The 13,930-nt window shown below is 37.6% G+C and carries 11 protein-coding genes; all 11 read left to right on the forward strand.

Annotated elements, in window-relative coordinates; all coding sequences use genetic code 11:
* Positions 1-53: 53 nt before the first annotated feature.
* Positions 54-1,676 carry an ABC transporter substrate-binding protein gene (locus tag EP737_RS12650; protein ID WP_129728338.1) on the forward strand — a complete coding sequence of 541 codons (1,623 nt, stop codon included), beginning with the start codon at positions 54-56 and terminating at the stop codon, positions 1,674-1,676.
* 119 nt (positions 1,677-1,795) lie between these two features.
* Positions 1,796-3,274, forward strand: coding sequence for a glycoside hydrolase family 32 protein (locus tag EP737_RS12655; protein WP_129728374.1), 1,479 nt, complete (start codon positions 1,796-1,798; stop codon positions 3,272-3,274).
* A gap of 151 nt (positions 3,275-3,425) precedes the next feature.
* Positions 3,426-4,421, forward strand: a complete 996-nt coding sequence (locus EP737_RS12660) for a carbohydrate kinase family protein (protein ID WP_129728375.1) — start codon at positions 3,426-3,428, stop codon at positions 4,419-4,421.
* 63 nt (positions 4,422-4,484) lie between these two features.
* A complete protein-coding gene (locus tag EP737_RS12665) occupies positions 4,485-5,600 on the forward strand; it encodes a Gfo/Idh/MocA family protein (protein ID WP_129728339.1) in 1,116 nt (371 codons plus the stop codon).
* A 175-nt stretch (positions 5,601-5,775) separates the two neighbouring features.
* Positions 5,776-7,548, forward strand: coding sequence for an ABC transporter ATP-binding protein (locus tag EP737_RS12670; RefSeq protein ID WP_129728340.1), 1,773 nt, complete (start codon positions 5,776-5,778; stop codon positions 7,546-7,548).
* Entirely contained in the window at positions 7,529-9,313 is a 1,785-nt protein-coding gene (locus tag EP737_RS12675; protein WP_129728341.1) for an ABC transporter ATP-binding protein, read from the forward strand. The genes EP737_RS12670 and EP737_RS12675 overlap by 20 nt, the downstream gene beginning before the upstream one ends.
* 125 nt (positions 9,314-9,438) lie before the next feature.
* Positions 9,439-9,705, forward strand: a complete 267-nt coding sequence (locus EP737_RS12680) for a phosphocarrier protein HPr (protein WP_129728342.1) — start codon at positions 9,439-9,441, stop codon at positions 9,703-9,705.
* 1,182 nt (positions 9,706-10,887) lie between these two features.
* Entirely contained in the window at positions 10,888-10,992 is a 105-nt protein-coding gene (locus EP737_RS26560) for a DUF2961 domain-containing protein (RefSeq protein WP_281278894.1), read from the forward strand.
* A gap of 25 nt (positions 10,993-11,017) precedes the next feature.
* A complete protein-coding gene (locus tag EP737_RS12685) occupies positions 11,018-11,401 on the forward strand; it encodes a DUF2961 domain-containing protein (protein ID WP_281278895.1) in 384 nt (127 codons plus the stop codon).
* 36 nt (positions 11,402-11,437) lie between these two features.
* Complete coding sequence (locus EP737_RS12690; RefSeq protein ID WP_246040244.1) at positions 11,438-12,790, forward strand: ABC transporter substrate-binding protein; 1,353 nt, start codon at positions 11,438-11,440, stop codon at positions 12,788-12,790.
* Positions 12,791-13,021: 231 nt separating this feature from the next.
* Positions 13,022-13,912 carry a carbohydrate ABC transporter permease gene (locus EP737_RS12695; protein WP_129728343.1) on the forward strand — a complete coding sequence of 297 codons (891 nt, stop codon included), beginning with the start codon at positions 13,022-13,024 and terminating at the stop codon, positions 13,910-13,912.
* Positions 13,913-13,930 lie beyond the last annotated feature (18 nt).

The following is a 13,930-nucleotide window of genomic DNA, read 5'->3' on the forward strand; positions in this document are numbered from 1 at the left end:
GAATAAAATTCACTTTTGCAAATGCTTACAAATGACACGTAGGAGGAAGCTTTATGAAAAATGTAAAAAAGGTAATGTTTACTTCGCTTGCTGCTATATTAGTAGCTTCTGGCTGCAGCAATAGTAAAACTAACAGTAGCAATGGAGAATCAGCATCAAAAGATTATAAGCTATCACAAGTTAATTTTCCTTTAAAGGAAAAGGTTTCCTTGAATTTTATGACACAAAGCTCACCATTGGCTCCCTCTGATCCAAATAAAAAATTAATTTATCAGCGTCTAGAAGATCAAACAGGTATCCATGTGAATTGGAAGAACTACACATCTGATGCCTTCGTTGAAAAAAGAAACCTAGCAGTTGCGAGTGGCGATCTACCTGATGCAATTATAGATGCAGGCTATAGCGACTATGATTTATTGAAATTAGCTAAAGATGGTACCATCGTTCCTATTGAAGATTTAATTGATAAAGACATGCCAAACTTAAAGAAGGTTCTAGAGGAAGCACCTCAGTATAAAGCGATGATGACTGCCCCTGATGGACATATTTACTCCTTCCCTTGGATTGAAGAATTAGGGACAGGTAAAGAAAGCATACAGTCCGTCGACTGCTTTCCTTGGATTAACGTAGAATGGCTAAATAAGCTAGGATTAAAAATGCCTACAACTACGGATGAATTAGAAAAAGTATTAATTGCTTTTAAAACAAAAGATCCAAATGGAAATGGGAAAGCTGATGAAATCCCAATGTCCTTCATGATTAATAAGGGAGGGGAAGATCTATCCTTTTTATTCGGCTCCTTTGGTCTAGGTGATAACTGGGATCACACCGTTGTAAGCAATGATGGAAAGGTCATCTACACAGCAGCAGATCCGGGATATAAAGAAGGAATTAAATTCCTTAATAAATTGTATAAAGAAGGCTTACTAGATGTTGAGGCATTTGACCAGGATTGGAATACGTATCTTGCAAAGGGTAAGGATGAGCGTTATGGATTGTATTTCACATGGGATAAAGGGAATATTACAGGGATGAATGACAAATATGACCTAATGTCGCCGCTAGCGGGTCCAGATGGCCATGTTAATGTAGCGAGAACAAATGGAATGGGCTTTGATAGAGGACGAGCGGTTATTACGAGTGCTAATAAAAACCTTGAATTAACTGCAAAATGGATTGATCAATTATATGAACCGCATCAGTCTGTACAAGATAACTGGGGTACTTATGGAGATAAAACACAACAAAATATCTTTGAATTAGACAAAACTACAGGAATGTTAAAGCATTTACCTCTACAAGGGACAGCACCAGTAGAGTTAAGACAAAAAACGAGTATTGGTGGTCCGTTAGCGGTTCTAGATACGTATTATGGCAAGGTTACTACGAAACCAGAGGATGCTGCTTGGAGATTAGACTTAATGAAAAAAGTTATGGTTCCTCATATGACAGCCGATAATATTTATCCAAAAGTATTTTTCTCATTAGATGAACTAAAGAAACTTTCTACTATCGAAGCAGATTTGACTGCTTATGTGAATCGAAAACGTGCTGAATGGATTACAAATGGAAAAGTTGATGAGGAATGGTCAAGCTATCAAGCTGAACTAGATCGATTAGGATTAAAAGAGTGGTTGCAAATTAAACAAGCAGGATACGACAGAAATAAAAAATAATAGATTCATAAAAGGCTCTTGGATTGGGGATATACAGCACAAAGGTACATCCTCAATCTGCTTTTATTAACGGTTAGTACCTTCATTAATATAAAACGTATGAAAAGGAGAAAAAAATGATGACAGAACTGTATAAAGAAAAGTATCGCCCCCAATTTCATTTTTCACCAGAAGAAAAGTGGATGAATGACCCAAACGGAATGGTATTTTTTAACGATGAGTACCACCTTTTCTATCAATACCACCCATTCGGCACAACTTGGGGGCCGATGCACTGGGGGCACGCGGTTAGTAAAGACTTAATTCATTGGGAACAACTGCCGATTGCATTGTATCCAGATGAGCATGGAGCCATTTTTTCAGGAAGTGCGGTTGTGGATTGGAACAATACATCTGGCTTTTTTGATAATCAGCCTGGGTTAGTTGCCATTTATACAAGTGCTGGTACGTACCCAGACTCGGATCGTCCGCGTCAAAGACAAAGTCTTGCATACAGCAAGGACAATGGGAGAACTTGGGTTACGTATGAAGGGAATCCTGTGCTTTCTGATGTGAATATTACTGATTATCGTGATCCAAAAGTGTTTTGGCATGATGAAACGAATAAATGGGTGATGGTATTAGCTACTGGACAATCAATAACTATTTATACATCCCCTAACCTAAGGGACTGGGAGTATGGGAGTGAGTTTGAAAACAAAGCTGGATTACATGGCGGCGTTTGGGAGTGTCCAGACCTCTTTAAATTGTCAGTAGATGGTGATGAAAACAATCAAAAATGGGTGATGTTTCTAAGTCTTGGTGATGATCCAAAAACTAAAGAAGGATCAAGAACACAATATTTTATCGGTGATTTTAATGGAACTACCTTTGTAAATGAAAATCCTGATGAAACAATCCTTTGGTTGGATTATGGCAGGGATAATTATGCAGGTGTAAGCTGGTCTGACATACCATCACTAGATGGAAGAAGAATTTATCTTGGCTGGATGAGCAACTGGCGTTATGCGAATCAAGTTCCAACTCAAGAATGGCGAAGCGCGATGACGTTACCAAGAGAACTATCCTTAACCTCTAGTGAAGATGGAATTCGTCTGGTTCAGAAGCCTGTATCAGAAATAGCTTCCATTCGAAAAGCTACAGAAGCTTATCAAAATCTTACAATTGAATCCAACAATCCTTCTTCTTTTAACATGTTCAGTCAGTTAATGGAAGTGAATGTTGAATTCGAAAAACTAAATGCAAGCTCCTTTGGTATTGTGATTCAAGGTTCTGAAACGGAAAAGACGATTATTAGTTATGACGTGGTAAAGGAGACATTATCAGTTGACCGAACCAATTCTGGAGAAAATAGCTTTTCAGAGTCATTTCCGGCAATACAAGAAGCTTCATTGAAGATGGAAAATGGCAGGATTAGCCTTCAAATCTTTATTGATGCTTCATCCATAGAGGTGTTTGCGAATGATGGCAAGGTAGCTGTTACGAGCTTATTGTTCCCAAATCATCCATATGAAACAATCACTTTGTTTTCAAACGAAGGAAATACAGATGTGCCTTTATGCACATTAACTGAACTTGATTCAATATGGAGTAAGTAATTCATTCTTTTAAAAAATAGGCAGAGCTCTAATCGAAATAATCTGGTTAGAGCTTTGTTTTTGTGAAAATGTTCCAAATTAATATCTGAGAATCCTCTTGATATAGAGGAGCATGTTTAAAGTGAATAATCTAAAAGGACGGTTGAGAGTTATGAGCACAAATTCAGCAGTAGTTTGTATTGGAGAATTGTTAATCGATTTTTTCTGTACAGATGTGGATATTGATTTAGTCGAAGGTCAAAATTTTGAGAAACAAGCAGGGGGCGCGCCTGCTAACGTTTGTGCAGCGATTGTGAAATTAGGGGGTAGTGCTCTATTCAGTGGTAAGGTTGGCAATGATCCATTTGGGCATTTTTTAAAGAAAACCCTAGATGAATTGAATATTGATACCTCTATGCTTGTGCTAGATGATGAGCATCCAACTACGTTAGCTTTTGTTTCGTTAAAGGCAAGTGGAGAGAGGGATTTTGTTTTTAATCGTGGCGCAGATGCCTTCTTAACTGAAAACGATCTGAATAAAGAAAAAATCATGAATCATCACATTATTCATTTTGGTTCAGCAACTGCTCTATTAACTAATCCATTTCAATCCACCTATTTAAAGCTGATGCATATAGCAAAGGAACAAGGTAAGTTTATATCATTTGATCCTAACTTTCGAAGTGATCTTTGGAAAGGAAGAGAGGATAGCTTTGTTTATTTAGCTAAAAAGGGAGTGGCTCTAGCTGATTTTGTAAAAGTGAGTGATGATGAATTAAAAATTATAACAGGGTTGAATGATTTAGAAGAAGGAATTAAGGCTCTTCATAAAATAGGAGCAAAGGCAGTTGCTGTAACGTTAGGAAAAAAAGGGACATTTATCTCAAATGGGCAAAACTTTGAAACAGTTCCTAGTATTGAAGTGGAGGCAATCGATTCTACTGGTGCTGGAGACGCCTTCGTAGGGGCTACCCTTTACCAGTTAGCGAAAGAAACAGAGCCAAAAAGAATTTTAGAAGACTTTGAACATCTAAAACAAATCATCTACTTTAGTAACAAAGTAGGGGCAATGGTTTGCACGAAGATAGGCGCAATTTCTGCGATACCACCCCTTGAGGAAGTTGTCAGTTTTGAAGATCTACTCGTGAATAGCTCAAATTTGGTTTGACATAAGTAAAGCCGTGCATGTCCATCATCTTATTAATTACTGAATTGAGAGGAAGGTATATCAATGAAATTAGGTTTTATTGGTTGTGGTGTTATTTCGATCGCGCATGTTGAAGGCTTGGAGGAGTTAAAGAGAAAAGGGTTAGAAACATTTGAATTGTCAGCCGTTTGTGATATTCAGCAGGAAAGAGCTGACAATTTTGCTTTAGAGGTGGAAAAACGATTAGGTAAGCGCCCTGCTGTATATACGGATTATCGTATGATGTTGGAGAAAGAACAATTAGATGCCGTGTCCGTTTTGATTAACCATGACCTGCATCATACAGTAGCAGAAGATTGCTTTGCTGCAGGCGTTCATGTGCAAATGCAAAAGCCATTAGCTATTTCCCCTTCTTTTGGTCGAAAAATGATCGCTGATGCAAAGAAGTACAATCGAGTGTTAACTTTATCCGAACCAAGTGTATTAGGGGCGGAAAATGTTGCGATAGCGAGAGCCGTAAAAGAAGGTGTGATAGGATCTGTATCTTTAATTATGGATTATGCAACTGTCACATTGAATCGAGGATTTTTTGCTGGTACGCCGTGGCGGCATATGAAAGGTCAAGCTGGAGCAGGATGGATTAATGATCATGGTGTTCATCGAACTCATTTCTTTACTGAAATCAATGGTTCAATTGATGAGGTGTTCGCCTATACAGAAGTTTTTGAAAAAGAGTTAAGTAATGGGAAGGTGACAATTAACCCTACTGCAGAAGACACAGCAGTGACAGTATTCAAATTTAAAAATGGTGGACTTGGACATTGGATGTGTGCAACATCAACTCATGGTGAAGGAACCGGCGGAGTGTGGGTTTATGGAAGTAAAGGATGCCTCCGCCCAGGACAACATGTAGCTCTTGAAGACGGGAGCAAGATTCTGATGTCAGAATTGATTGAACGTTATGCCCCGGACATTGTTGAACATCCATTTGCTCATTCCTATGTGGAATTATGGGAAGCAATTACTGAAAATAAGACACCTATTTCGAGTGCTGAGAAAGGTCTAGAAGCATTAAGTGTTGTATTTGCTGCGCTTGAATCGGCAACGATCCGTCAGCCGGTTAAAGTTCAAGACATACTAAATGGTAAAAAACATACCTATGAAGATACAGTTTTTGAAGAGATGAAATTACCAGTATAGTATTCCGTCTGAATAGACAATAAAAGGAAAGAGCTATACCCAAGGAATCTAAGTGAGTGATGAACGTGAACTACAGACGTGGTGTTAATTACCACGTCTTATGTGTCGGAAATCTCCTAATAGTGGAAGAGTTATACTTATGTGATTGATACACCAAGGAAGGAGGAATTGAAGAATGCAAAGCTTACGATGGATATGGGGATATATTAAGAAATTCCAAGCTAGATATTTCATGGGACTTTTACTCGTCTTGGTCGTTTCTAGCTTAAATATGCTTAATCCTTACTTTGCAGGGAAGATCGTGGATAGGGTCATCTACGGTCATAATGAAGATTTGTTATGGCCTTTGCTGGGGGCAATGGTTGGCGTAACGTTTTGTAAAGCTGCTATCCGTTACGGTTATCAACTGATGTTCGAAAGCGTCTCACAAAGTGTGATATTCAAAATCAGGGAGCAGCTGTATAATCGCCTCCAACGATTAGATTTCAGCTTTTATGATAGGACAAAAACAGGAGATATTATGGCCCGAATGACGGGTGATATAGAGGCATTACGGCATTTTACTGCGTGGAGCATTTATATAATCTTTGAAAATATTACCACATTATTGTTCGCTATTGGATTTATGTTTTATATTCATGTTCCCTTGGCACTTACACTGTTGACTGTTACTCCTATCATTGGATTGTTTGCTTATAGGCTATCGTATGACGTTAAACCTACATTTTCGGCAATTCGAGAACAGTTTTCAAAATTAAACTCAGTTGTACAGGAAAACATAAGTGGAAACCGGGTTGTAAAAGCTTTTGCCAGAGAAGATTATGAAATTGAAAAGTTTTCTATAGAAAATAATGCTTTTAAGGAGAAAAATCTCGAGTCCGCAAAAGTTTGGGAAAAGTATTTACCGATTCTTGACTCACTTGCCGGATTGCTTACAGTTTTAATGATTTTTGCAGGCGGGATTATGGTGATTCGAGGTTCTCTTACGATTGGGGAACTAGTTATGTTTAATTCACTTATTTGGGCCTTGAATAATCCAATGCGTATGGCTGGTTGGCTAATCAATGATGTGCAAAGATTTATTGCCTCCGCAGAGAAAATTGAAGACTTGATGAATACAGAACCCCAAATAGTAAATCCCGCTAATTCTAAAAAGATAAACACTTCTCTTGGTGTAGTGGAATTTAATCATGTTAACTTTGGCTATGGTGAAGAGCAGGTATTAACCGATATCAGTTTTAAAGCAATGCCCGGGCAAACAGTAGCACTGATTGGACCGACTGGTGCTGGAAAATCGACGGTAATCAACCTTCTTTGCCGATTTTATGACACTGACAGGGGAGAAGTTCTGGTTGGTGAACATAACGTTAAGGATTGGAATATACGAGAATTGCGAGAAAATATGGCAATGGTGATGCAGGATATCTTTCTTTTTTCAGATACGATTGAAGGCAATATTGCCTATGGAGTTCCTGATGCCTCCTTTGAATCGGTTCAAACAGCGGCAAAAATGGCTGAAGCTCATGAATTCATTACCCGTTTGCCGGATGGATATGACACGATTATCGGTGAAAGAGGAGTGGGTCTTTCAGGCGGGCAAAAACAGCGGATTGCTCTTGCGCGGGCACTGTTAAAGGATTCGGCCATTCTGATCCTCGATGATACAACCTCCAGTGTTGATATGGAAACGGAGCTTCATATCCAAAAAACTCTGAGGACCTTTAATCAGGGCAAAACCTGCTTTATTATTGCACATCGCATTTCTTCTGTTAAAGAGGCAGATTTGATTTTGGTAATGGAAAACGGCAGAATCATCGAAAGAGGAAAGCATACAGAATTGCTTATGAAAAAGGGCTACTACTATAACGTATATAAAAATCAATATGGAAATTTTGATGGAATGCATCGTGAGGAGGAAGTGATCGTAAATGGCACGCAACAAATTTGATGTTGACGAGGAACTGGAGTCTCCCTTTAGACTCGTTCATTTTAAAAGATTGCTAGGTTATTTGACCCCTCACAAAAAACAGATGATTCTCACTGTTTTCTTGATGCTCATGGCGAGTGGGGCAAACCTCATTGGTCCGTATTTGATTAAGCTTGCTATTGATGAAAAAATTCCAGGTAATGATATGTTGGGTCTTGCTATGCTGGCAGGCATTTATTTAATAGCTATCATTGTTACCAGGCTGTGTATGAAGTATAGGGTTAGAATAATGTCACAAGTCGGGCAGGGAGTAATCCAGCATATTCGAGAAGATTTATTTACCCAATTGCAGAAACTTTCCTTTTCGTATTATGACAGTCGGCCCCATGGTAAGATTCTAGTCAGGGTGGTAAATTATGTGAATTCCTTGAGTGATTTACTTTCCAATGGAATCATTAACCTGATTACTGATCTCTTCAGTCTTACGGTTATTGTTGGTTTTATGATTGTCATTGATGTAAAACTGACGCTTATGGGGATGGCAGGATTTCCAATTCTTGCAATCATTATATTTGTTATAAAGAATGCTCAGCGGAGGGCTTGGCAAGATTTAAGCAACAAGCAATCAAACATGAATGCATATATTCATGAAAGTATCAATGGGATTAAGGTCACTCAAGCATTTATCAGGGAAGAAGAAAATAAGAAAATTTTCAATGAAGTATCTGGCAGTTACCGAAGCTCATGGATGAAGGCTGTTAGAATCCAGTTCCTGCTATCGCCGTCAATTGAGAATATCTCAGCTCTTACCGTATCCTTCATCTATGTAATTGGGATATCCTCCATTGGAGAGGAAATTACTGTAGGGTCTTTGATCGCCTTTATTGGGTATATGTGGATGTTTTGGATGCCGTTATCCAACATAGGGAATTTTTATAACGCTATCATCAATGCGATGGCCTACTTGGAACGAATCTTTGAAACGATTGATGAAAAACCAGCTATGATAAATGATCCTCATGCCGTTATACTTCCAACGATTAAAGGAAAGGTAGAGTTTGAGGATGTTGTTTTTGGTTATGAACGAGAAGAAAAGATTCTTGACCATATCCATTTTAAGGTGAATCCGGGAGATACAATTGCGCTTGTTGGAGCGACAGGATCTGGGAAAACCACCATTGTTAGTTTAATTAGCCGATTTTACGATGTAAAAAGCGGACAAATAAAAATTGATGGGATTGACATCAAGACTGTCAACATCCCATCTCTTAGAAAGCAAATGGGTATTATGCTTCAGGATCCATTTATTTTTTCAGGGACTATCATGGATAACATCCGCTATGGTCGACTTGATGCAACCGATGAAGAAGTAATCAAAGCAGCTAAAGCAGTGCAGGCCCATACATTTATCAGCCGTATGAAGGATGGGTATCAAACTGAAGTGAACGAGAAAGGCACAAGGCTTTCTTCCGGGCAAAGACAGCTCATCTCATTTGCCAGAGTGCTATTAGCTAATCCTAGAGTTTTGATTCTAGACGAAGCAACATCAAGCATTGATACAGAAACGGAGCTTGCTTTGCAGAAGGGGTTGGAGAATTTACTTTTAGGCAGAACATCCTTTATTATTGCGCACCGGCTCTCTACTATCCAGAAGGCTACCAAAATCTTATTTATTGAGAAGGGCAGAATTCTAGAAGAGGGAACACACGAGGGGTTAACGAAAAAGAAGGGTCATTACTGGAAGCTGTGTAATTCTCAAAGCTACTCTTTAGAGATAGGGTCATAACAGTGTAAATGAAAAACAAAAAAAGATTACGATATGTATATGGAATATGTTCAATAAAAATGGAGTCGTTTCTGACGAAGACAATCTTGCAAGTACTTTAAAGTAAGTAAAGGAGGCTCATAAACATGGTAGAAAAACAATTCGTAGTCATAGCAGATTCAGGAATTTATGCTCGTCCAGCAACAAAATTGGTACAAGCAGCCAGCAATTTCCATGCTGGTATTAACTTAGAATACAATGGTACAACAGTTAACTTAAAATCAGTTATGGGTGTTATGTCTTTGGGTATTCCCAAAAATGTTACTATCAAAATTACTGCTGAAGGATCCGATGCAGCAAATGCAATCTCTACTTTACAAGACATAATGCAAAAAGAAGGTCTAGTAAAATAATAAAAAAGGAAATGTTAGAGAGCGTCTTTCCTATCCAAACAAAGAAACAGCTCTTTAAAGCTATCTCTTGGTAGGTCTGGCCTCTAAATGGGGTCCCGGGATATTATATATGCTAAGAATATGCTGGATTTTTATACAAACTGCTGGAACTATCCAATCTGTCAAAGGTTACTGTGATAGGTTTGTATAAAGAGATGTGTATACTAAAAGACAACGGCAGGGATGAGAACTCTTTGCCGTTTCTGTGTTTTAGAGAAAATTTACTGCTGAGAATGCTGGGTTATGTTAACTGGACATGTATGAGATATACAATATGAAGAATGGGGGATTCTTCATATAAAATACGAACTTATAAAAAGGTATTATCCAGTAGGAGGAGTTCAAATTGATAAAAAATGAAATCATGCAAGCTTATGACAAACTTGCATTAGATTATGAATACAATGTAGACTATCTTAGGGTGAATACATAGAAAAATGTAGAAAAGTTTTTGTTTCTTTTTTTTATGAAAGGAAGCAATTGATCTATTTAAAAAAGGAAGTTAAGAAAAGAAGGTAGACGATTAATCTTATTGACCTCCTGAAAGAAACGAATTTTCAAACACTATCTACGTATGGAAGATTGGGATGAAAACGACTCAAAAGCAATTTCTCTCTTATCTTTTGGGATTTAGAACGAATTATTCTTAGCATATATTTTTGCTAGGATATGATCCAGATCCTTAATTGATTGGATTCTAAAAATATATGACGTTTTTAAAAAATATTAGAATTTCCAAACTCCTAAAATACTTTTAATATTGTATATGTAAACGTTATCAATTAACAAAACTTTGAAAGAGGTGATGCATTATTGAAATAGGTCTATTTAATAAAATCATTTATTTTTTTGAACTGCTATTAGTCATCGGTATTCTATTTTAGGTTTAATTTGAAAGCGTTTTCGTAAAATATAAAAAGAAAATGAAGGAATAATCCCTTCATTACAAATGAAAAGTGTGTACCTTTTAAAATTGCCTGATTAAATCATAACAAATTTATGAAAAAAGTAAAAGATTCTAATGTAAAGAATATGAAAGGGGAAAAAAGCATGAACGTATGAGAACCAAATAGTCCTTTAGGGGGATTACCAATCATAAAAGATGCGCGTACAAAACGGGAGTCAAGTTGGGATCTTCCAGGTGTGAATCTAACTGGGGACGAAAACTATGTGATTTTAGATGCAGAAGGAAAAGGACACTATGTTGGATATGTGTTAAACATTGACAACTTTGATGCATCGAATTAAGAGTTTACATGGCCGGGAGAAGGGGATGATATGTTCTTTATCGATGGTGAACAATGGCCTCCATCCATTATCCATTCGTGGTACAGGGACTGAAGATTACTTTAATGCAGCGTGGGGATTCCCAAGTGGAGAGTATGCCGGGCCATATCATGGTATTTCATTAGGAAGAGGTGTACAGGAACACTTTGGAAAATGGAGCCTGTATCGTTTCCATATTGGAGACCCAATCCGTTTCAATACATCTATTCGAGCAACCATTGAACATGGGCATGCCAATGTTCAAGGAAATGAATTTTCAAGTGTAGCATATTGGTATCAGCTTGAGCCTCATAAACCATTGCCGGAACTTCCACCTGTGAAAGAACAGTTACCTAGAAGATGGCCAGAACACGACTTATGGGATAGATAATGTTTTGTAGAAAAAACTTTCAAGGGGGAAATAGATTTGTTTAAAAGAAAAGCTATTGCAGGTTTGATGACATGCTCAATGCTTCTTTCTGCTTTCCTCACCGGATGTTCTGGTACCCAGACTTCCGGTGATGCACAAAATAGTAAAGGTAACTCAAATGGTAATAGTGACAAATCTTTAACGGTACTTGTTGAAGGTGGGAGTCCTGCCTTTAAAGTAGCTGAGAAAACCGCAGATGAATTTAAAAAATCAACTGGTTACGAAGTGAAAATTGAGTCTGTTCCTTATGTCGGTGTGTATGACAAGCTGAAGGCAGAAGTTGCTTCACGAGCAGGGTCTTATGATGTTGCAACCATTGATATTCTCTGGTTTCCTTCACTTGCAAGTGGATTACTCCCTCTTGATAATCTAATGACAGATGAAGTGAAAAACGATCTTTTCCCTGGACTTATCGATGGCGGTAGCTATAAAGGACACACATATGGAATGCCTGTTTGGACAAATGCGAAAACGTTAATTTACCGTAAAGATTTATTTGAAGATGAAGCTAATAAGAAAGCGTTTAAAGAACAGTATGGTTATGAACTTCAACCACCAAAAACGTGGAAGGAATATGAAGATACAGCTAAGTTTTTTACACGTGATACAAATAGAGATGGACAAATTGATCAATATGGAACAACTGTTTTTGGCGCAAACAACGGTGATACAGTTGCGAGTTGGTTAGATATGGCGGCACAAGCGGGAGCCAAGCCATTAGTTGTGGATAATGGTAAGGTACTTATCAACACTAAACCTTATGTCCAAGCACTCGAATTATTGACAAATATGTTAAAGAAGGATAAGTCTGTTCCTCCTGGTGCTCTTGAAATTTCTTCAGCAGAAACTGCTGAGTTATTCCAGAGTGGAAAGGACGCAATGATGCTAGCTTGGGGACACTTTTATGTACCATCAAATGACCCGAGCAAATCAAAAGTTGCTGGTAAAGTTGGGGTTGCACCAATGATTGCTGGTTCTGAAGGAATTGGCGCTGTTCCAGGTCCATGGTATCAAGTGGTGCCGAAATCATCTAAGAAACAAGAAATTGCTAAGAAGTACATTCAATTTCTTTATGATAAAAATGCATTATATATGGAAGCGCTAGGTGTAGCGGCAAGAAAATCAGTATTTGAAGAATACAGTAAAAAAGCAGGATATGAACATTTAGAACCACTAATGGCAACTCTATCTGGGAAGCAGACTCAAAATCGTCCTGCTATTAAAGAATGGCAGCAAATTGAAAGTGAAGCATTAATTCCTGCTGTGCAATATGCATTATCAGGCGAAAAAACACCGCAGGAAGCACTTGATTGGGCTGCAACTATTATTAAAGGTATTGTACAACAATAAGGATAAAGAAACTGTACCATACTTTACAAAAAATGCTTGTATTTAATTGATAACAGACAGAATTCTCCTCAAAATCATGTTGTAGTTAATCTAACTTTTGTGAATGAGGAGATTCTGTTCTTTATCTATCGAAGAGAGGGAATAGATTATTAAGTAGATTTGCAACTGAATTCCCCGCTTATTTATTAAACAAAATAAAATGTTATTTCGATTTAGGAAGAGGTGGTCAATATGAAAATGAAAAATGGAATGCTAGCCTTCTTGTTTTTTTTGCCCGCAGCAGTTGTCTTACTCATGTTTTTCGTCTATCCGATTTTTCTACTCATAAAAGACAGTCTATTTACGTTTGATTTAAATGATCCGTCCTTAAAAGAATTTGTAGGGATCAAACATTATATCGATACCTTTACCTCTGCACGTTTCCTACAATCAGCACTTAATACGGTTATCTTTATCGTTGTGGCTGTAGGATTTGAGTTTACAATAGGTCTTATTTTAGCCTTATTGTTAAGTAATGGTTTTAAGGGCAGTCAAATTATTCGAACATTATTGTTAAGTCCATTAATGTTAGCTCCGTTAGTATCAGGATTAATATGGAAATTCATGCTCAATGATCAATTCGGTATCATAAACTGGGGACTTTACAAACTGGGAATTCTTTCAGATCCTCATCAAATTTTATGGTTATCCGATTCAAAGTTTTCTCTATTGTCTACTATTATTGCAGATGTTTGGTTAACAACGCCGTTTATGATGCTTATTTTTCTTGCTGGGATTCAAGGAATTCCAAAGAGTTTATATGAATCGGCACAAATTGATGGTGCGAATAAATGGCAAACATTTCGCTATATTATCATCCCTTCTTTAGTACCAGTTGCGACTGTTGCGCTCGTCATTCGAATCATTGATGCAGCAAGAACATTTGACATTGTATGGGTATTAACGCAAGGAGGACCCGGTTTTTCATCTGAAGTATTAAGTACGTATATGTACAAAACGTTAACAAGGTATGGCGCTGTTGGTGAATCTAGTGCAATGGCAGTTATCTTTATTGTCCTGCTGCTTGCATTAAGTTCTTTCTTTATGACAAGAATGTGGTCTCCAGGTAAAAAACATGCTTAATAATGGAGAGGTGATTTC

The sequence above is a fragment of the Ectobacillus funiculus genome, from assembly GCF_004138295.1.
GTDB lineage: Bacteria > Bacillota > Bacilli > Bacillales > Bacillaceae_G > Ectobacillus > Ectobacillus funiculus.